Origin of the sequence: Pseudomonas azotoformans, from assembly GCF_001579805.1 — a bacterium.
GTDB lineage: Bacteria > Pseudomonadota > Gammaproteobacteria > Pseudomonadales > Pseudomonadaceae > Aquipseudomonas > Aquipseudomonas azotoformans_A.
In genome coordinates, this window is the sequence record NZ_CP014546.1 from 2,972,240 (window position 1) to 2,992,996 (window position 20,757).

18 protein-coding genes are annotated in these 20,757 nt (G+C 61.5%); 4 read left to right on the top strand and 14 right to left on the bottom strand.

Going from position 1 to position 20,757, the window contains the following annotated elements; genetic code table 11:
- Positions 1-60: 60 nt before the first annotated feature.
- The gene (locus AYR47_RS13750; RefSeq protein ID WP_156487797.1) at positions 61-792 is read left to right on the top strand and encodes a response regulator transcription factor; all 732 of its coding nucleotides are present in this window, start codon (positions 61-63) and stop codon (positions 790-792) included.
- The gene (locus AYR47_RS13755; RefSeq protein ID WP_061435556.1) at positions 776-1,978 is read left to right on the top strand and encodes a sensor histidine kinase; all 1,203 of its coding nucleotides are present in this window, start codon (positions 776-778) and stop codon (positions 1,976-1,978) included. The genes AYR47_RS13750 and AYR47_RS13755 overlap by 17 nt, the downstream gene beginning before the upstream one ends.
- Here the strand turns inward: AYR47_RS13755 and AYR47_RS13760 are convergent.
- The 14 genes from AYR47_RS13760 to AYR47_RS13825 all read right to left on the bottom strand — a co-directional run bounded on the left by AYR47_RS13760 (position 1,971) and on the right by AYR47_RS13825 (position 18,436).
- The gene (locus AYR47_RS13760) at positions 1,971-2,735 is read right to left on the bottom strand and encodes an ABC transporter ATP-binding protein (RefSeq protein WP_061435558.1); all 765 of its coding nucleotides are present in this window, start codon (positions 2,733-2,735) and stop codon (positions 1,971-1,973) included. The two genes, AYR47_RS13755 and AYR47_RS13760, sit on opposite strands and share 8 nt — an antisense overlap.
- Positions 2,736-2,748: 13 nt before the next feature.
- A complete protein-coding gene (locus AYR47_RS13765; protein WP_061435560.1) occupies positions 2,749-3,867 on the bottom strand; it encodes a succinylglutamate desuccinylase/aspartoacylase family protein in 1,119 nt (372 codons plus the stop codon).
- Between the two features lie 9 nt (positions 3,868-3,876).
- Positions 3,877-4,587 carry an ABC transporter permease gene (locus AYR47_RS13770; RefSeq protein WP_028619222.1) on the bottom strand — a complete coding sequence of 237 codons (711 nt, stop codon included), beginning with the start codon at positions 4,585-4,587 and terminating at the stop codon, positions 3,877-3,879.
- Positions 4,584-5,312, bottom strand: coding sequence for an ABC transporter permease (locus AYR47_RS13775; RefSeq protein WP_010212412.1), 729 nt, complete (start codon positions 5,310-5,312; stop codon positions 4,584-4,586). The genes AYR47_RS13770 and AYR47_RS13775 overlap by 4 nt, the downstream gene beginning before the upstream one ends.
- 57 nt (positions 5,313-5,369) lie before the next feature.
- Positions 5,370-6,149, bottom strand: coding sequence for a transporter substrate-binding domain-containing protein (locus AYR47_RS13780; RefSeq protein WP_033902768.1), 780 nt, complete (start codon positions 6,147-6,149; stop codon positions 5,370-5,372).
- A gap of 188 nt (positions 6,150-6,337) precedes the next feature.
- Complete coding sequence (locus tag AYR47_RS13785; protein ID WP_061435561.1) at positions 6,338-7,972, bottom strand: ATP-dependent DNA ligase; 1,635 nt, start codon at positions 7,970-7,972, stop codon at positions 6,338-6,340.
- The gene (locus AYR47_RS13790; protein WP_061435563.1) at positions 7,969-8,973 is read right to left on the bottom strand and encodes a ligase-associated DNA damage response exonuclease; all 1,005 of its coding nucleotides are present in this window, start codon (positions 8,971-8,973) and stop codon (positions 7,969-7,971) included. Before AYR47_RS13790 ends, AYR47_RS13785 begins: the two co-directional genes overlap by 4 nt.
- Positions 8,974-9,098: 125 nt before the next feature.
- A complete protein-coding gene (locus AYR47_RS13795; protein WP_061435566.1) occupies positions 9,099-11,540 on the bottom strand; it encodes a penicillin acylase family protein in 2,442 nt (813 codons plus the stop codon).
- 102 nt (positions 11,541-11,642) lie between these two features.
- Complete coding sequence (locus tag AYR47_RS13800; RefSeq protein WP_033902764.1) at positions 11,643-12,287, bottom strand: glutathione S-transferase N-terminal domain-containing protein; 645 nt, start codon at positions 12,285-12,287, stop codon at positions 11,643-11,645.
- A 105-nt stretch (positions 12,288-12,392) separates the two neighbouring features.
- Positions 12,393-13,178, bottom strand: a complete 786-nt coding sequence (locus AYR47_RS13805; protein WP_061435568.1) for an ABC transporter ATP-binding protein — start codon at positions 13,176-13,178, stop codon at positions 12,393-12,395.
- Positions 13,175-14,233, bottom strand: coding sequence for a FecCD family ABC transporter permease (locus AYR47_RS13810; protein ID WP_061435570.1), 1,059 nt, complete (start codon positions 14,231-14,233; stop codon positions 13,175-13,177). The genes AYR47_RS13805 and AYR47_RS13810 overlap by 4 nt, the downstream gene beginning before the upstream one ends.
- The gene (locus AYR47_RS13815) at positions 14,230-15,342 is read right to left on the bottom strand and encodes an ABC transporter substrate-binding protein (protein WP_061435573.1); all 1,113 of its coding nucleotides are present in this window, start codon (positions 15,340-15,342) and stop codon (positions 14,230-14,232) included. The genes AYR47_RS13810 and AYR47_RS13815 overlap by 4 nt, the downstream gene beginning before the upstream one ends.
- A 28-nt stretch (positions 15,343-15,370) precedes the next feature.
- A complete protein-coding gene (locus AYR47_RS13820; protein ID WP_061435575.1) occupies positions 15,371-16,051 on the bottom strand; it encodes a Fe2+-dependent dioxygenase in 681 nt (226 codons plus the stop codon).
- A 3-nt stretch (positions 16,052-16,054) separates the two neighbouring features.
- Entirely contained in the window at positions 16,055-18,436 is a 2,382-nt protein-coding gene (locus AYR47_RS13825; protein WP_061435576.1) for a TonB-dependent receptor, read from the bottom strand.
- 198 nt (positions 18,437-18,634) lie between these two features.
- Between AYR47_RS13825 and AYR47_RS13830 the strand changes: the two genes are divergently transcribed.
- Positions 18,635-19,345 carry a response regulator gene (locus AYR47_RS13830; protein WP_033902758.1) on the top strand — a complete coding sequence of 237 codons (711 nt, stop codon included), beginning with the start codon at positions 18,635-18,637 and terminating at the stop codon, positions 19,343-19,345.
- Entirely contained in the window at positions 19,342-20,736 is a 1,395-nt protein-coding gene (locus AYR47_RS13835; protein WP_061435577.1) for an ATP-binding protein, read from the top strand. The genes AYR47_RS13830 and AYR47_RS13835 overlap by 4 nt, the downstream gene beginning before the upstream one ends.
- The last annotated feature ends 21 nt before the right edge of the window (positions 20,737-20,757 follow it).

A 20,757-nucleotide genomic window follows, 5' to 3' on the forward strand; every position in this document is an offset into this window, starting at 1 on the left:
ATAAGATGAGACGTGAATCAAATGTCACGTTGTGAAATGGTATTTGTTGTGGGTTTTTAATTGTTTGCTGAAGGAAATGTCTTAACTGTTTGTGCGAATTTGGAGTTTGTCTTTATGGAAATATTACTGGTGGAAGATGATCACGCATTGGCAGGTTCGTTGGGAGATTATCTCGGCGAGTTTGGTTACGAAGTGGACTTCGCGCGTGATGGGCGAAGTTGCCTGGAACGTGTCCGCCAGCATGAATACGACCTGATTGTGATGGATGTCGCCATGCCCCGTATGAGCGGTTTTGACACCTGTCGCCAATTGCGCCGGGAGCAGAATGAAACGCCGGTCCTGTTCCTGACCGCCCGCGATGCGCTCCCTGATAAGGAGGAGGGTTATGAAGCCGGCGGTGACGATTACTTGATCAAGCCGTTCGAGCCCCAGGAGTTGATCTGGCGCATCCGTGCGCTGATGCGCCGTGGGGCGCCGCGCAAACCGCGAAGTCCTCGGCAATTGGGCGACCTGATCATTGACCCGGCCTCTCAATCGTTGCGCCACAACGGTGTCGTCAAGGTGTTGCCTGCCCTTCAGTTCAGCCTGTTGAACCTGTTGGCTGATGTGGCGCCGGAGCCGGTCAGCCGACACAAGCTTGAAGCCGCACTGTGGCCCGAAGGCGATCCGCCGGACAGTGATGCGCTACGCACCTACATTTACCGGCTGAGGCAAACCCTGGGCAAACCCTACGGCAATGATCTGATCCGGACTGTCCACGGGAAAGGGTACCGCCTTGCTATTCCCCACTGACTCATTCTTCACGCGAATCCTCTACACCCTGCTGCCGTTCATGGCATTGATCACCGGGTTCTATAGCCTGCTGATCTGGCTCGCAGTCGCCGTCACCGAGGATTACATCGTCGAGAGCTATCTGAACCTGGAGGCCGAGGCGTTTCAGGGTAAACACGCCCAGGTGGGACGTGCCGCGCCAATGCCCAACGCGATCTACCTGAAAGGCTATTGGTCGACGGACCCCACATTGCCTTTGGTTGCCCTGAACCTGCCGCCGGGGCACCACGAACTTGCGAAAGGGGATGTGCACGTATTGGTGAGTGCCGTTGGCGGCGAGTCCGCGTTGCTGGTCTTGTTACTGGATGAATCCAAGCTCAGCCAGACTGAAGGCTACCGCACGCAGATTTTCGGACTGTTGTGTGCAGGCGCAGGCTTGATCCTGATCCTTGGCGCCATCCTGGCCATCGCCATTGCCCGGGCCATTGCCCAGCCAGTGAGCCAGTTGGCGGCGGAAGTCGCGGATGCCGTGCCTGGGCCGGTCCGGTTCAGCGGCTTTGATCGCCAGGATGAGATCGGCACCTTGAGCCGCACGCTGTCTTCACTTGTAACCCAGCAACACAGCACGTTGCAGCGGGAAAAGGCATTCACCCGACACGTCAGCCATGAGTTGCGCACGCCCCTGAGTATCTTGAACAACTGCCTGGCGATCCTGCGCCTGCCAGGCTGCAACGCGGAAAAATCAGCGCGTAGCCTGTTGCGCATGGAAGCTGCCCTGGCCGGGATGAAAATGACGATCGAGCTGTTTTTGTCCCTGGCCCGTGAACCGCGGCAATTGCCCCATGAGGCGATTGACCTGGCTGCTGTCGTCGCCGAACAGATCGAGAAATATCAGCTGCTTTACCCCCATGCCGCCGGTGCGCGGGTGTTTGCCGGTGCGCCGACGATCACCCAGGCCAACGAGGCGATCGCCCGCAGCGTGGTGCAGAACCTGCTGGGTAACGCTGTTCAGCACGGTGCCGGGAAAATCCGCGTGGTCCTCACGGAGCAGCATCTAGTCATCCTGAATAACCGGGTGGACCAGCTCGCGTCACCGGGCTTCGGCTTTGGCCTGGAAATCGTCTCGCGCGCCTGCACCCATGCCGGCTGGCGCCTTGAAACCCGGCGCACGCTGCATACCTTCCGGGCTCACGTCAGGTTTACTTGAGATTGCCGCTGAGGAACTGCTGTAACCGTTCGCTCTTCGGATTACCCAGCACCTCTTCCGGCACGCCTTGTTCCTCCACCAGGCCCTGGTGCAGGAACAACACCTGGCTCGACACTTTGCGTGCAAAGCTCATTTCGTGGGTCACCATGATCATGGTGCGGCCTTCCTCGGCCAACCCCTGGATCACCTTCAACACTTCGCCCACCAGCTCCGGGTCGAGGGCCGAGGTGGGTTCGTCGAACAGCATCACCTCTGGCTCCATGGCCAAGGCGCGCGCGATGGCGACGCGTTGCTGCTGGCCGCCGGAGAGGAACGCCGGGTACTGATCCGCCACGCGTGCCGGTAAGCCCACCTTGTCCAAGTAACGACGGGCACGGTCCTCGGCGTCCTTCTTGCTGCAGCCCAGCACCCGGCGCGGGGCCATGGTGATGTTCTCCAGCACGCTCATGTGGCTCCACAGGTTGAAGTGCTGGAACACCATCGCCAGGCGCGTGCGCAGGCGCTGTAGTTCGGCATCATCGGCCACGCGCATGCCGTGGCGGTCGCTGACCATGCGGATCGGCTGGCCGTCGAGGGTCATGGCGCCGTCGTTGGGGGTTTCCAGGAAGTTGATGCAGCGCAAAAAGGTGCTCTTGCCCGAGCCGCTGGCGCCGATCAGGCTGATCACGTCACCGGTCTTGGCCTTGAGCGAAACACCTTTGAGCACCTCATTGTCGCCATAGCTTTTATGCAGGCCTTCAACGGTCAATTTGTACATGGGGCGTGCATCCTCAAGGCGAAAGTAGATAGCCGCTGCGGTAGGCATCAAGGCCTGCGACATGGGCGATGACCATCCCGGCAGTGGCCATGCGGCGCAGCGAACGGGCGTAAAGCAGGCCGGCATTGCGGCAATGCACGGGCGTTACGCGGTCGGAAATGGGGTCGATGATTTCGGCAATCAGTTGTCCGGCTTCCAGGTATTCACCAGGCAGGGCACTGAACACCAGCAGGCCGCCCATGGGTGTAGCCACCGGCTCAACGCCCGCCAGGGGTGTGGCCGGGTAGGGCAGCTCGGGCAGCGGTGCGACGTCACCGGCGATGGCGCCGAAGTGAATCAGGTAATCGATGATCGCCTGGCAGTCGAGGGCGGCCAGGCCGTGGTTGACGTCGCCTTGGCCACGCAGTTCTACGGTCACCGAAAAGCTGCCCATGGGGATCGGGAAGCGCTCGCCGAAGCGTTGCTGCAACTGCCACCACACCAGGGTGAAACACTCATCGAAGGATTGCCCGCCGGAGTCGGTCGCCAGCAGGTTGGCCTCCGAGCCGATATAACGCGCCAACGGCTCAACCTGCGGCCAGGCCTCGGGCGTGGTGTACAGGTGCGCCACGGCTTCGAAGTCGCAATGCAGGTCCAGCACCATGTCGGCGTCACATGCCAGGCGTTGCAGCACCAAGCGCTGGGATTGCAGTTGGGTCTCAGCGCTTTGCGCAGCGAGGGCGGTGGACAGCGCGGCGCGGATCAACTCGACGTTGTGCTGGGGATCCTCCCCAAGCAGCTCTTCGACTTGATTACCCACGGTTTCACTGAGGTCGACAAACAGGCGATTGAAATTCTGCCCGCTTTCCAGCTCATAGCGGCCCAGGGGGATATCCATCAGCACCTGTTCCAGGCCCACCGGGTTGGCGATGGGCACCAGCACAATCTCGCTGCGCAGGCGACCGGCCGCCGCCAGTTCAGCCAGCCGCACCTTCAGGTGCCAAGCCACCAGCATGCCCGGCAGCTCATCGGCATGCAGCGACGACTGGATGTAGATCTTGCCTTCAGCCTGCTCCGGGCCGAAGTGAAAACTGTGAATCTGCCGTGCCGTGCCTGGCACCGGCGCGATCAGTTCATGGACCTGATGACGCATGAAAACTCCTTAATGGCTCGGCCCGAGGAAGGCCAGCCAACGACGCTCCGCCAACCGGAACAGACCGACCAGGGCGAAGGTCACGGTCAGGTAGATCAGCGCAGCGATTCCGAATGATTGAAAAGTCATGAAGGTCGCCGAGTTGGCATCCCGCGCCACTTTGAGGATGTCGGGGATCGTCGCGGTGAAGGCCACCGTGGTCGAATGCAACATCAGGATCACTTCATTGCTGTAGTACGGCAACGAACGACGCAACGCCGACGGCATGATCACATAGGCGTAGAGCTTCCAGCCGCTCAAGCCGTAGGCTTTGGCCGCTTCGACTTCACCGTGGGCCATGCTGCGGATCGCCCCGGCAAAAATCTCCGTGGTGTAGGCGCAGGTGTTGAGGGCGAAGGCCAGGATGGTGCAGTTCATCGCGTCGCGAAAGAACGCATCCAGCAACGGTTGTTCGCGCACGGCGGCGAGGCTGTAGATGCCGGTGTAGCAGATCAGCAGCTGGATATAGAGCGGCGTGCCCCGGAACAGGTAGGTGTAGAACTGCACCGGCCAACGCACCAGGCGCTTGCGCGACACACGGGCGATGGACAGCGGGATCGATACCAGAAAGCCGATGACCAGTGCGGCCGTGAGCAACCACATCGTCATCGCCAGGCCGGTGATGTGCTGGCCGTCGCTATAAAGGAAGGGGCGCCAGTATTCCTGCAAGAGTTCGATCATCGCACGGCCTCCCGGGCGCCAGCGGAGTAGCGACGTTCAAGGCGGCGCAGGACGAAGTTGGACGCGCTGGTGATCAACAGGTAGATCAACGCCGCGAGTACCAAAAAGTAAAACAGCTGGTAGGTGCTCTTGCCAGCATCCTGGGCGGCTTTGACCAAGTCGGCCAGGCCGATGATCGACACCAGCGCCGTGGCCTTGAGCATTACCATCCAGTTATTGCCGATCCCCGGCAGGGCAAAGCGCATCATCTGCGGGAAGGTCACGTAGCGAAACCGCTGGCCACGCTTGAGGCCGTAGGCTGTGGCGGCTTCCAGTTGGCCACGGGGCACTGCGAGGATCGCGCCGCGAAACGTCTCGGTGAAGTATGCACCGTAGATAAAACCGAGGGTGATCACCCCGGCGCTGAAGGGGTCGATTTCGATGTATTCCCATTCCATGAAATCGGTCAAACCGGTCAGCCAGGTTTGCAGGCTGTAGAAAATCAGCAGCATCAGCACCAGGTCGGGCACGCCGCGAATCAAGGTGGTGTAGAGCTGGGCGGGAATGCGCAGGAAGGGCAGGCTGGAGAGTTTGGCGCTGGCGCCGAGCAGGCCCAGCAACACGCTGACGGCCAGGGACAGCACCGACAACTTGATGGTCATCCAGGTGCCTTGCAGCAACAGCGGGCCGAAACCCTTCAGGCTGAGCGCGCTCAACCCGAGGGTTTGCAATAATTCTTCGAACATAAATCAGGACCTATGGCGATAAAAAAGCGCCCCTCCAAAGGAAGGGCGCTCCAGGCATTATTTGCCGCTGTACAGGTTCAGATCGCCAAAGTGTTTCTTCTGGATGGTGGCGTAGGTGCCATCATCGTGTAACGCTTTGATACCTTTATCCAAAAGCGCCTTCAGTTCAGTGTTACCTTTTTTGATACCGACGGCGGTTTTCGACGGCAGCAACGGGTCGTCAATGGCCGCGCTGACTTCATAACCGGCACCGGCCGGCGACTTCAGGAAGCCCAGTTCGGCTTGCAGCATGTCCTGCACGGAGGCGTCGAGACGGCCAGAGGTCAGGTCGGCGTACACCTGGTCCTGGTTGGCGTAGGCCTTGGTGGTCACACCGGCTTTATCCAGTACGGCCTTGGCGTAGGCTTCCTGGATGGTGCCTTGCTCGTAGCCCACGGACTTGCCCTTGAGGGACTCTGGCGTCGAGTAGCCCGCGCCTTTTTTGAACACCAGCGAAGTCGGGCCGGAGAACAGTTCGCTGGAGAAGTCGATGGCCTTTTCACGCACCGGGGTCACGGTCATGGATGAAATCACGCCGTCGAACTTGTTGGCTTTGAGGCCTGGAATCATGCCGTCGAAGTCACTTTCAACCCACTTGCACTTCACTTTCAGCTCGGCGCAGATCGCATTGCCCAGGTCGATATCGAAGCCCACCAGGCTGCCGTCGGCGGCCTTGGATTCGAACGGCGCGTAGGACGGATCGACACCAAAACGCAATTCCTTGTATTCCTTGGCCGTGGCTACACCTGCGGCCATGCACAGGGCCAGTGCAGAAAGGGTCAGCAATGCTTTTTTCATTATGTAATCCCTGGAAACCAAGATAAGCGCTTGTGGCGCGTTTAGGACTGTTACTGAACGGTGTCAGACGGATCACAAGTAGCAATTTCTGCACCATAGTTCCGAATGAGCGTTTTAAAAGGTGCGGGAAGGGAGATCTGAGTGTAGGAGATGCCCGAAAATGGGCATCGAAAAATGAGTGCACTGTTTCAGGTCAGAAGGTCTTGCAGGGTGGCGAGGTTGTCGGCTTCCTCGACTTTCTTGTCCTGCCGCCAGCGCAACATCCGTGGAAACCGCACCGCAATCCCACTCTTGTGTCGCTTGGACAAGGCAATGCCCTCGAATCCCAGCTCAAACACCATACTTGGCGTCACACTGCTGACCGGGCCGAATTTTTCCACGGTGGTCTTGCGCACAATCGCGTCGACCTTGCGCATTTCTTCGTCGGTCAGGCCGGAGTAGGCCTTGGCAAACGGCACCAGCGTGCGTTCGCTGCCGGCCGGGCCGTCCCACACGGCGAAGGTGTAGTCGCTATACAGGCTGGCGCGTCGGCCATGGCCACGCTGGGCGTAGATCAACACCGCGTCGACGCTGAACGGGTCGACCTTCCACTTCCACCACACGCCCATGTCCTTGGTGCGGCCGACGCCATACAGGCCATCGCGTGCTTTAAGCATCATGCCTTCCACGCCAAGGCTGCGCGAGGCTTCGCGTTGTTCGGCCAGTTCTTCCCAAGTCGCGCCGGTCAACAGCGGCGACGCCCGTAATAGCGGCTGGTTGCACTGGGCGATCACCTGTTCAAGCTGCGTACGCCGCTCAGCCTGGGTGTGGTTGCGCCAATCGTCGCCCTGGTGTTCCAGCAGGTCGTAGGCCAGCACCGCAACCGGGGCGTCCTCCAGCACTTTTTTGCTCAGGGTCTTGCGCCCAATCCGCTGTTGCAGCAGGGCGAAGGGTTGCACCGCGTCTTTCCACACCACGATTTCGCCATCGATCACCGTGCCATCGGGCAACCCGCTTACCAGGCTGTGCAGTTCGGGGAAACGCTCGGTCACCAATTCTTCGCCACGGGACCAGATCCACAGGCGGCCGTCGCGTTTCACCAGCTGCGCGCGGATGCCATCCCACTTCCATTCCACTTGCCACTCAGCGGGAGAGCCCAGCAAATCGTTGAATTGCTCCACTGGTTGCGCCAAACCATGGGCGAGAAAAAACGGATACGGTTGCCCGCCACGTTGTGCATGTTCGTCGGGGGATTCGGCGGCGATCAGCTTTAAATAGCCCTGGGCTGTAGGACGGTTGGACAGATCGGTGTAGCCCACCAACCGCTGCGCCACGCGCTTGCTGTCCAGGTCGGCCATCGCGGCGAGGGCGCGGGTGACCAGCAGCTTGGACACGCCCACGCGAAAGCTGCCGGTGATCAATTTGATGCAGACCATCAGGCTGGGCTGATCCAGTTGCGCCCATAACGCCGGCAGGCGCTCGGCCAATTCCAACGGCGGCAGGCCACGCAACGGCAGGAGTTTTTCCTCCAGCCACACCGCCAGGCCGTCCTGCGAGGTGTAGGTGGATTCCGGCAGCAGCAGGGAAATGGTCTCTGCCAGGTCGCCTACCGATTGGTAGCTTTCTTCAAACAACCACGGCTCGATGCCCGACGCTTCGGTGGCCATGTCACGCAGCAGGCGCGTCGGCACAAGTTGCCGAGGGCGTCCGCCGGACAGGAAATACACGGCCCAGGCCGCATCTTCCGGCGCGGCATCGCGGAAGTAGGCTTGCAACGCCGCCAGCTTGGCGTTGCTGGACGTGGTGGCGTCGAGGTTGGCGTACAACTCGGCAAAGGCCTTCATGCGCTGGCCTCTTCTTCGTCATCACCGTATTCAGTGGTGAAGCCCTGGGCATCCAGGCCTTTTTCCCGCAGATGGCGCACCAATACGCCGACAGACCCGTGGGTGACCATCACCCGCTCGGCGCCGGTTTGCTCGATGGCCCACAACAGGCCGGGCCAATCGGCGTGATCTGACAGTACAAAACCTCGGTCCACGCCGCGCCTACGTCGGGTACCGCGCAGGCGCATCCAGCCGCTGGCGAAGGCGTCGCTGTAGTCGCCGAAGCGCTTGATCCAACTGCTGCCGCCGGCCGAAGGTGGGGCGATGATCAAGGCTTGGCGCAGCAGCGGGTCGGTCTTCTTGAAGTCACCGGCGTAAAGGGTTTCGGGGATGTAGATGCCGGCCTCGCGGTACACCCGGTTCAACGGTTCGACCGCGCCATGGCTGAGGATCGGGCCGATGCTGGCGTCGATGCCATGCAGGATGCGCTGGGCCTTGCCGAAGGAATAACAGAACAACACGCTGGCCTTGCCGGCGGCGATATTCGCCTGCCACCAGTCGTTGATCCCGGCGAAGATCTGCGCCTGGGGCTGCCAGCGGTAGATCGGCAGGCCGAAGGTCGACTCGGTGATAAAGGTGTGGCAGCGCACCGGCTCAAAGGGCGCGCAGGTGCCGTCGGGTTCGACTTTATAGTCTCCGGATGCGACCCAGACTTCGCCCTTGTATTCCAGGCGCACTTGGGCCGACCCCAAGACATGCCCGGCCGGATGAAAACTTAAGGTGACGCCGTGGTGCACCAGTTGCTCGCCGTAAGCCAGGGTTTGCAGGTTGATGTCCTGACCCAGCCGTGAACGCAGGATGCCTTCGCCAGGGGCGGCGGCCAAATAGTGCTGATTGCCGGTGCGGGCGTGGTCGCCATGGGCATGGGTGATGACCGAGCGTTCGACCGGGCGCCAGGGGTCGATGTAGAAATCTCCGGCGGGGCAGTAGAGGCCTTCGGGGCGGGCGATGACAAGGTCCATGGACGTGCCGGGGGCGATGGGCTTATCAGGTAGGAGGCGGGCTGGCGAGCGGAAGTTCGATTAACTATTGTAGTGAGCAGGGCAAGCCCGCTCACCACAGTAAAAGCCAGCCCACGCTTTTCCGGTTATTTGCCCGGCGTCAGGGTCAACCGGGTTTTCCCATACACCTTCTCGAAGTTCTGCGGCTGCATCGGAAAGCTCAGGTATTGCGCCTTGAGCGACGGGTCGATGCCATTGGCATAGTTCGGGCTGGCCGGGTTGCCGGACTGGCCGATGCCACCCTGGCCCATCATCGCTTCCACTTGGCCGAAGTCGACGATCATGCGCAGCGCCGGCACCTGGGTGGTGCGGAAGTCCTGGCCCCAGCTGTACGGCGCCGGGTTCAGGGTGTTGTGGTCACCACCGGAGGCCAGCGGACCGCGAATCACCTGGCCGTTGGTATTTTTCCAGGTGGTGGTGTGCAACTTGCCCCACTGCCAGGCCTTGTGATCGGCGCCCAGCTGGCTGTCGCCATTAGTGATTGCGGCGGCCAGGCTGCGGGCGAGGATCGCCGGTTTGTCTTCTTTCTGCGGGGTGCGCACGTCGTCCCAGAACGGGCTGTCTTCGCGGCCCAGCAAGTGGTCGGCCTGGGCGGCGTAGGACAGGTTGGCATTGCTGACAAACGCCTTCCAGCTGGCACTGTTTTCCGGGCCGAGTTCGTCGAGGAAGATCTGTTTGGTGCTTTCCTGCAGGAACAGTTCATAGATCGCCGCGTCGGCGGAGGTGGATACCAAGCGGCCGTCAAAAGCCATCAGGCGGCCCAGTGCTTCACGTGCCTTGGCCTGCTCAGCGGCTGGCAGCGAGTCAATCGCCTGTTTCAGCGGCTGGGCCATGCCTGGCGCTTGGAACATGGTCTTGAGTTTGGCGGCGAAGGTGGTGGTCTGGTCGTACTGCATGGCAATCATGCTGCGGCTGTCATGCTTGCCGGCATTGGCAAGTTGCGCCAGACGCTCGCTACGTTCCGGCGCATCCCAAGAGTTGGACAGCTGCATGCCATAACCGCGGGGCGCGGTGCGTTGGTTGGCGGTGCCGATCCAGCCTTGGGCCGGGTCCTGGTCATACGGGTGCAGCATTGCGTCGGCGTAGCCGTCCCAGTCAAACCGCGTGTCCCAGCCCGGCGACGGCAGCAGGCCTTCGCCTTCGCGACGGTTGGGGAAGCGTCCGGTGACTTGCCAGCCAATGTTGCTGGCGTCGGCGAAGATCATGTTCAGCGCAATGGCGCGAATTTCGCGGGTGGCGTCCGAGGCCTTGCCGGCGTTTTTCGCACGGGACAGGTCGAAGAACGCATCCAGGCTCTTGTCGTCCTTGAAGTCGGCGGTTTGCAGCGCCAGGCCCAGGCCGGTGGTCAGCGCCTGGCTGCTGTTGAGCAGGGCGCCGTGGCGGGTTTCGTACACCACTTCGCGAATGGAGCGTTGGCCTTTGACGAAGAAGGTTTCGTTACGCACCTGGGCGGGTAACCATTTGCCGTTGTTCTCGTAGTACAACGCGCTGCCCTGGCGTTTGACCTTTTCCAGGAACAGGTCCTGGGTGTCGCCTTTGACCGTGCTCATGCTCCACGCGACGTTGCCGTTGAAGCCGGACAACAGCGTCGGCAGGCCGGCAATCGAGGCGCCCACGGCCTGGTATTTAGGTGCGCGGATCTGCACGTAGCTCCACGGCGACGGCGCTTGCGGCTGGGCGGCAAGGTCGCCGGCCAGCAGGCTTTTACCGCTGCGGCTGCGTTGCGGGCCGATGGCCCAGTTACTTGAGGTGGTCACTGCCAGCGAATTGAGGCTGCTCAGTTGCTGGCTGACCGCGTCCAGCCCGGCCAGACCTGTGATCTGGCCCAGGTTCACGCCCTTGAGTTTCTCGGCCTCGGCCAACGGGATCGCTTCGTCCGGCGCGCTAGGCGTGAGCCACGCGAGTTTGTCGACGCCGACTTTCTGCGCCAGCACCAGCGAGGCAATTTCTTCCTGCAGGTTGGCCGACTCGCTGAAATTCAGCAGGCAGAACAGCAGTGCCGAATCTTCCGGCTTCCAGTACTCGGGCTTGTAGCCGGTCTGGGCCAGGTCCGGCGGCAGCTTGTCGCGGTAGCGGAACAGGTAGGCGTTGACGCCACGCGCATACACTTCAAAGAAGCGCTTGAGGCGCGGGCTTGAGGCGTTGTACAGCTCGCCGGCGCTTTTCTTCAGGTTGACCGCGCGCATGAACCGGTCGACATCCAGCACCTCGGGCCCGGACATTTCTGCCAGGCGGCCCTGGGCCAGCAGGCGCAAGGTGACCATTTGGGTGATGCGATCACTGGCGTGTACATAACCGAGGCTGAACAGCGCATCATGGAAGGTGTTGCTTTCGATCAGCGGCATGCCCTGGGCATTGCGGCGCACGGAAACATTCTGTGCCAGGCCTTTGATCGGCTGCACGCCGGCGACCGGTGGCAGGGTGTCCTGGGTGCTCTGGAGCTGGCAACCGGCCAGGCTTAACGCACTGGCCACTGCCGCGGCAACGCCGAACCGGGGAAGAAAATGTGAGAGGGCTGGCGAGGCCATGGCAAAGCTCCTGCGGGGGGTAGCGTCAGTAAAGGCGCTACGTTAGTGAGCGCGGCGAAACGACGCAAGCAGGAGCTATGCCTTATTTTCAGGAATTGCGTATCAAGACTTGGGCGGGTTCACTTTCTGCACCAGCTCATAGGCACGCACTGTTGCCGGCCGTTCCTTGATGCTGTTGAACCAGCGATGCAGATGTGGGAAATCTTCCAGCCGTTGGCTCTGCCACTTGTGGGAAACAATCCATGGGTAGATCGCCATGTCGGCAATGCTGTAGGCCTCACCCGCCACGAATGCACGGTCCGCCAAACGTCGGTCCAGCACGCCGTACAGGCGGGCGGTTTCGTCCACATAACGTTTGATCGCGTAAGGGATTTTTTCCGGTGCGAACTGGCTGAAGTGGTGATTCTGACCCGCCATCGGCCCCAGGCCGCCCATTTGCCAGAACAGCCATTGCAGCGCTTCCTGACGACCGCGCAAGTCTGTTGGAAGGAACTGGCCGGTTTTTTCCGCGAGATACAACAGGATTGCGCCGGATTCAAACAGCGAAATCGGCGCGCCGCCGTCGGTCGGGTTCTGGTCGACGATGGCCGGAATGCGGTTGTTGGGAGCGATCTTCAGGAAGTCAGGCTTGAACTGGTCGCCCTGGCCGATGTTGATCGGATGCACCTTGTAGGGCAGGCCGGCTTCTTCCAGGAACAGCGATACTTTGTGACCGTTAGGGGTAGTCCAGTAATACAGGTCGATCATGAAGCTCTCCAAAAGTGGTGATGCTTGAGCGGATGCCTGTAGGTATAGGTAATGTTGGGTGTGCGAAAATTCAATGAAACATTTGCGCATACCCTTAGAAGCAAATCAAAAAGCGCCATCCACCAGCACCTGCAACGATTGCTGCGAACAGCGCTCGATGCGCGCCCGCACGCGATACACCTCGGCAAACAGCAGTGGATTGAGCACTTCGTCCGCCGCGCCGCTGGCGTACAAACGTCCCTGGCGCAGCACGGCGATATGGTCGGCGAAGCGCGCAGCCAGGTTGATGTCGTGCAGCACCACCACGGCGATCAAGTTGTGTTCGCGCACCAGCCCGCGTACGCAGTCCATCACTTTCAGTTGGTAATTGAGGTCGAGGGCGCTGGTGGGTTCGTCCAGCAGCATCACCTGGGGGCGACGGGCGATGAGCTGCGCGAGGCTGACCAGTTGGCGTTGGCCGCCGGAGAGGGTGCTCAGCAACTGATCAGCTAAATGCACTATGCCAATGCGCTGCAAGGCGTCGAAGGCTTCACGCAGGCAGGCGTCGCTGGACAAGGGAATGCCCTCGACATTCGCCACGCGCAGGGCGGCGATCACACTTTCCATCACGCTGAGGCTCAAGCCCGGCGGCAGGTTCTGCGGCATGTAGGTCACGCGTCGTGCACGCTCGGCGACGGACATGGCCGACAGGTCGAGGTCACCCAATCGTACAACGCCTTGCATCTTTTCCAGCCCGGCCACGGCACGCAACAGGGTGGACTTGCCGGCGCCATTGGGGCCGATCAGCGCGGTCAAACTGCCATGGGGCAGGGTAGGCAGGCTCAGGTCGTGCACGATCTGCCGGCGCCCGTAACTTACCTGGGCGTTGTGTACGCTCAAACCTTCGCTCATAACTGCCTCCCGCGCTTGAACACCAGCACCACAAAAATCGGCACGCCCACCAACGCGGTGACGATACCCACCGGCACGATCACACCGGGCATGATCAACTTGCTGGCAATCGACGACAGCGCCAGCAGCAACGCGCCGGTCAAGGCGCTGGCCGGCAACAGGAAACGTTGATCGTCACCCACCAGGATCCGCGCGATATGCGGACCGACCAGGCCGATAAATCCGATGGTGCCTACAAAGGCCACGGCGGTGGCCGACAGCAGGCTGATGCGCAGCAGTGAGAAAAACCGCAGCCGCTTCACATCCACGCCAAAGCTTTGCGCGCGGTCCTCACCCATGCGCAATAGGGTCAGGCGCGGTGCGGCGGCAAAGGAAAACGGCATGACGACCGCCACCACCAGGGCCAGGATGCCGAGCTTGTCCCAGTTGGCGCGGGTCACGCTGCCCAGTGTCCAGAACACCAGTTGTTGCAGCACATCTTCGGTGGCAACCAGTTGCAGCAAGGCCACCACCGCGTTGCAACTGAACACCAGGGCGATGCCGAACAGCACCAGGCTTTCCACCCCGGCGCCGCGCAGGCGCGACATGGCTTGCAGCAAAAACACCGAGGCAGCGGCGAAGATGAAGGCCGAGATGGAAATCGCCGTGTTGGCTGACACCCACAGCGTTGTCACCGGAAACACAATCACCAGTGACGCGCCCAACGCTGCCGCCGACGACACGCCCAGCGTGAACGGGCTGGCCAGCGGGTTGTTCAGGATTGCCTGCATCTCGGCCCCGGCCAACGACAACGCGCAGCCCACCAACACCGCCATCAGCGCGTAGGGCAGGCGCACGTTCCAGATGATCACCTGGTCGGTGGCGCTCAGGTGCGACGGGTGCAGGATACCGTCGAGCAAGGCCAGCAGGCCCATGCCCGACGGGCCGCTGGCCAGGTCCACCAGAATGGCGCAAACCAGTGCGGTACCGAGCAGGCCTAGCAGCCAGGTACGCCGCGCCAGCAGGCGGCGGTAGCCGTGGGTGGCGCTGGCGAGGTCGAGGGTCTGGGTGGTCATTTAGGGGTGTCGATCCAATAGGCACCCTGCAACGGCATCCCCAGGAACTGCGCGTTGATCTGCGCCATGGTCGCCTGCGGATCCAGCTTGGCGAACAGTTCTGGGTGCACCCATTTGGCCAACGACTCAATCGCGAGCAGGTTGTACGGCGAGTTGTAGAAGTCATGCCACAGGCCGTGGGCAGTGCCTTCGCGGATGGCGCGAAGGTTGGCGAATTCCGGGCGTGCCAGCACTCGGTCGAAGGCTTCACGCGCCTCGTCGTTGCTGACGCCAGCCCCCAGGATCAGCCCAGGCTTGTGGTTACCGGTGGCGACATAAATATCCGGATCCGCCTTCAGCGCGTACTCCACGCTGATATCCCCCAGCGCCCCCGGCACCACGTCGGCGGCGATGTTGCGCCCGCCCACCAGCTTGATCACTTCACCCATGCCGCTTTTGCCGGTGGTGTGCCCCGGCGCTTGCCAGGCCCCGGCCAGCAGTTCGAGGAACACACTCGGGCGCGGCCCCGCCGGCAAGGTGGCGACCGCATCGGTGATCACCTTGATGTGCTGGTCATAGAAACCCAGGAACGCTTTGGCCTGGGCTTCACGCCCCAATGCTTGGCCCAGCGCGGTCATGCTGGTGTGAGTGCCCTGCACCGGATTGATACGGAAGTCGACGAACAGCACGGGAATGCCCGCCTTGGCCAGCACATCGGCGACCGGGCTGTGTTCGGTAGGGCCGTGGCCGGAAATGCTGAACACCGCCAGGTCAGGTTTCAGCGAGAGGATTTCCTCGGCGCTGACGCTTTGCTCCGACGCTTGGCCGATCAATGGGATGTCTTTCACCGTGGGAAATTTCGCCACGTAGGCGTTATAGGTGTGCTGGTCCAGCAGCTTCAAATCGTTCTGCCAGCCGACGATGCGTTGGAACGGCGCGTCGCGGTCCAGCAGGGCAAACGCCGAAATCAACCGGCCTTCACCGAGGACCACGCGTTTTACGTTGTCAGCCACTTCGACCTTGCGGCCCAGCACGTCGGTGACTTCATGGGCCGCAGCGGTTTCGGCATAGCCGAGGACCAGGGCGCCGAACAGCACGCCCAACTTGAGCAGGTGACGGGGTTTCAACATGGCAGGGACTCCAGGTGAAGGCGGCGCATCAGACATCGCTCCAGCGCCGCAACAGGTTGTGATAGGCGCCGCTCAGTTGCAGCAGCGCGTGGTGGTCGGCGTCTTGGACGGTGAGGGTCTGGATGGCGACGTCCATGTCCAAGAGCAACTGGCGCTGGCTGTCTTCGCGCACCAGGCTTTCGATCCAGAAGAAACTCGCGATGCGTTCACCACGGGTCACCGGGTTGATCTTGTGCAGGCTGCTGCCGGGGTAGATCAGCAGGTGGCCGGCGGGCAGCTTCACCGCGTGCTCGCCGAAGGTGTCGCGGATCACCAGTTCACCGCCGTCGTAGCTGGCCGGGTCGGCCAGGAACAGCGTGGCGGAGATGTCGGTGCGCACCCGCTCGCGCACGCCCTTGATGCCGCGAATAGCGTTGTCGATATGCCAGTCGAACGCTTCACCGCCGCTGTAGCGGTTGAACAGCGGCGGGTAGATGCGCTTGGGCAAGGCGGCCGACATGAACAGCGCGTTGTCCGACAGCCGCGCCAGAATCTGCTCGCCGATGCGCAGGGCCACTGGCGAATCTTCCGATAACTGTCGGTTGTTTTTCGCCATGGCCGAGCGCTGTCCGGCGGTCACCTTGCCGTCAACCCAGGGCTGATCGAGCAAGGTGTCCACGGTGGTTTCGACTTCGCTGGCGCTGAGCAGCGCCGGGATTTCGATCAACACGGTTCAGAACTCATAGTCGACGCTGGCGGTGAGGGTGCGCCCGGCACCTGGGATGCCGTAGAGCTGGAAGCCGTCGAGGGACGCGCCGACCTGGCTGTAATAAAACTTGTTGAACACGTTGTTGAGGTTGAGGTTGACCGTGGTGTCCTTGTTCACCTTGTATTGTGCGGCCAGGTTGCTCAGCCAGTAGCCGGGGGCTTTTTCGTGGTCGCGGGTGTAGATCGCGTACACGCCGGACGGGCCATTGGCGTAGCTGCTGTTGTTGTTCAAGCCGCCGACGTACTTGTTGTCGGTGTAGCGGCGTCGACCCACGTATTGCTCGCCGTAGCTGAGGCTCAGGGCGTCGGTGACGGCGTAGGTGGTCCACAGGTTGGCGGTCAGGTCGGGGACGTTCTTGGCTTCGGCGCCTTTGTTGATGCCTTTGGTCTGGGTGCTCTTGAGTGCCGAGAACCCGCTGTAGGCGGTCCAGCGCGGGGTGATATTGCCTTGCAGGCCCAGTTCGATGCCGTCTACACGCTTGGCGGGCAAGGCACGTACCGGGGCGGATTCGCCGTCCTGGTATTCCCAGGCATTGTCCAGTTCGGTACGGAAGATCGCCGCCGTGACGTTGAGCCTGTCGTGGGCAATGTCCCACTTGGTGCCCAGTTCATAGGTCTTGGACTTGGCCGGGCTGTAGTTGCTGGTGCTGGCCGCGCCGTAGATCTGGTTGTTGGTCGATGCGCCCAGTGCCGACGGCTGCGCCGCTTCGCTGTAGGACACATAGATACTGCCGTTGGGCAGCGGTTTGAACACCGCGCCAACCCGACCGCTGACGGCACCGTCAGTGCTGCTGATGCTGGCCTGGCCACGCTGGCTGGTTTGTGCGCGCCAGTTGTCATAGCGCAACGAGCCCAGCACTTGCCACTGATCGTTGAGGGTGATGGTGTCGCCCAGATAGATCCCGGCGTTGTCGATCACCGAACGCGGGTCGCCATCGCCTTTGGTCACGTAGGTGCTAGCGAAGCTGTGGCTGGGGTCGTTCATGTCAAACAACATGTCGCCGGCCGGCACCTTGGCGTTGCGTTTCAGGCCGCCGTAGGTCTCGTGATAGAACTCCAGGCCGCTGACCACGGCGTGCTGCAGGCTGCCGGTGGTGAGGTTGAAATTGAAGTCGGTCTGGTTGTCGAGGATGGTGTAGCGCTTGGACAAACCGAAGTCACTGCCGCGCAGGATGCCGTAGGCGGTATTACTGTTATTTACATAATCGGTGTAGGCATTCACCGTGCTGCCCGGCACTTGGCTGATCGGCCCTACACCGGTGTAGCCCAAGGTCGCACAGCGGGTGCCGGTGCAGGTCTTCTGGCCGTTGGCATTGGCGGCGAAGAAGCGCGCCGGGGAGAGCACGGCAAAATTGTCGCTGCGTTCCCAACGGGTCTGGTTGCGCAGGTTGGCGTCATTCCAGTCGAAGTCATGCTCGAAGCGTGCGGTGAGCGAGGTGGTTTTGTTCTCTTGGGTGTAGAGGCTGGAGTCGCCGTACCAGTTGGAGCGCTTCACGCCGGGCATGCGGTCGCCATTCGTCCCACGCTGGATCGGCACGCCGCCGTCCGGGGTGTTGGTGTCTTTCTGATAGAAAGTGTCGATGAAGAAGCGCGTGTCAGTACCCAGGCCGAAGCCGAACGAGGTGGCAATGCCCCAGCGGTCGTAGTCCACGTCGTCACGTTCGGCCACCTGGTTGTAGTGCTTCATCAGGTTGACGCGTACGGCGGTGGTGTCGTTGATCTGTTTATTCAGGTCGGCGGTGAGACGGCGGTAGGCATCGGTGCCGATACCGGCGGAGACGCGGTTGGCGTCGCCCAAGTGCGCTTCTTTACTCACCAGGTTGACGCTGCCACCCACGGCGGACACGCCGGATTCGATGGAGCCGGTGCCCTTGAACACTTCCGCCTGTTGCAGGTTGAAGGTGTCGGTACGGGTGGACATGCCCGCATCGCGCACGCCGTCGACGGTCAGACTCTGCTCGGAAGAAAACCCGCGAATCGAAAACAGGTCGCCCCAGCCCAGGTTGCCCTCGCCGGACATGAAGGTAATGCCCGGCACGTTGCGCAACACTTCCTGCAGGGTCTGCGCGTTCTGCTCCTTGAGCACCTGCTGCGGCACGATGGTCACGCTTTGCGGGGCGTCCAGCAGCGGTTGGCTGATTTTTGCCGAGGTCACCCGGTCCACCTTGAAGGTGGAGGTGGCTTCGCCATCAACCTTGATTTCCGGCAGGCTCAGCACCGAGTCATTGGACGTGGCCGTTGGCGCGTCAGCCAAGGCAACCGGTACGACGCTGCCGGCAGCCAGCAGGCCGAACATCGGCGCCAGAGTAGTGTGCAGCGTGTGGCTGCGAGGTGTGGGCAATGACATGAGTGGCTTCCGAGTCTAAATTACAATTACTCTCATTTAGGTTCGGTAGTCTAAAGAGCGATTTCCCCTGCCATACCCCAGGTTTGTATCGCTGATGCGTGATTATGGTTTCCTACAACATTCCATTACATTTGCCTGCACGGCTGGCTGAACTTTCGGCTATTTGCTGCGTTTCATTGTTTTTCGGATTGACTGCCCATGGCCAAGCAAGACCACCTGCTGATCGTTGATGACGATCAGCAAATCCGCCAGTTGCTCTGCGACTACTTGAGCGACGCTGGCTTCCAGGTGTCCACCGCCGCCGACGGCAAGGAAATGCGCCGTCGTCTGGCGCTGAATGTCATTGACCTGATCGTCCTCGACCTGATGCTGCCCGGCGAAGACGGCCTGAGCCTGTGCCGCGAACTGCGGGTGAACTCCAACATCCCGGTGGTGATGCTCACGGCCAAAGGTTCGTTGATCGACCGCATCGTCGGCCTGGAAATTGGCGCCGACGATTACCTGCCCAAACCGTTCGACCCACGCGAACTGCTGGTGCGGATCAAGGTGGTGCTGCGCCGGGTGCAGAGCTTTCCCGACCGCGCGCGCCTGGATGAAGCACCGAGCATCCGTTTTGCCGGCTGGCAGCTCGACACGCGGGCGCGACAGTTGCTCTCGCCGGAGGGGGTGGTGGTCAGCCTGGGCAACTCGGATTACCGCGTGTTGCGCCTGTTGTTGCAGCACCCCAATCGCCCGTTGAGCCGCGACTTTTTACTCAACCACGTGTTCGACAAGGACAGCACGCCGTTCGACCGTTCCATCGACGTGTGCGTCAGCCGCTTGCGCTCGCAACTGCCGGCCCATTTGATCAAGACCGTGCGCAACGAAGGCTACATGCTCACCGCCGACGACGTGGTGCTGGAGTCGTGAGACTGCTGCCGCGTTCGTTGTTCGGGCGGCTGGTGCTGATTTTGGTCAGCGGCATGCTCGCGGCGCAGGCGCTGACCAGTAGCATCTGGTACGACCGTCGCCATGGGCAGGTGCTGGAAATTCCGGCGCGCTTGATCGCCACGCGCCTGGCGGACGTGGTGCGCCTGGTGCACAGCGACCCGCAACAGGCGGACCAGCTGATCAAGATGCTCGACACGCCGACCTTCCGCCTGACCCTCAGCGATCAGGCCAGTAATACGCCCAGCACGCTTCACGACAGCGACCGGCCCACCGAACGGTTGATCAAGAAGGTGTTGTCGGAAAAAACCGGCTACGCCCAGACCCTGATCCTGTTGCGCCTGTCGTTGGTGGATGGTGAGGGGCAAACCGCCGGGCTGTCGACCCTGCTCGGTTCCAAACCGGTGGTGGGGCAGTTTCTGATCGACCTGCGCCTGCCTGACGGCCGCTGGTTGCAGGTGGATGCCAGCGAAGAACAGGGTTGGACCAGCACTTCACCGCTGGACCTGCTGTTCGATTACGTCATGCGCATTTATTTGCTGCGGGTGCTGGTGCTGGTGTTGATCGCGCTGGTGGCGGTGCGCCTGGCGATCCGTCCGCTCAACGCGCTGGCCAAGGCGGCCGAAGCCCTGGGGCGGGATATCCAGCGCCCGCCGTTATCGGTGGACGGCCCCACCGAAGTACGCCGTGCTGCCCAGGCGTTCAATGCCATGCAACAGCGGCTGATCGCCAATATTGCCGAGCGCACGCGGTTTCTTGCGGCTATTTCCCACGACCTTCGTTCACCGATCACACGCCTGCGCCTGCGCACCGAAATGCTGGAAGACAACCGCACCAAGGAGCGTTTTCGCAGTGACTTGGAAGAAATGGAGCACATGGTCTCCAGCACCTTGGACTTTGTCAGCAGTGGCGAAATCAACGAGGCACGGCAGAACATCGATATCAACGCCTTGCTGCAAAGCTTGCAGGCGGATCTGCAAGATGTGGGCGAAAACGTGGTGATCGAAGGCCGGGCCAAACAGCCACTGCCGGGTTACGCCCGTAGCCTCAAGCGTTGTGTGCAGAACCTGCTGGAAAACGCGGTGCGCTATGGCAGCGATGTGGTGGTTCGCGTCGAGGACCAGGTGGAGAGCTTGAAGATCGTCATCAGCGATCGGGGGCCGGGGATTCCCCAAGAACAGCTGGAGCAGGTGATGGAGCCGTTTTATCGGGTGGAAGGTTCACGCAATGCCGAGACCGGTGGGTATGGCTTGGGGTTGAGCATCGCTCACACCATCGCCAAGGCGCATGACGGGCGGTTGAGTTTGCGTAATCGCGAAGGTGGGGGGCTTGAGGTGGCGTTGCTTTTGTGGAGAGCCCGCTCACCACAGTAAGTGGGCTCCTCCGGGGTCAGG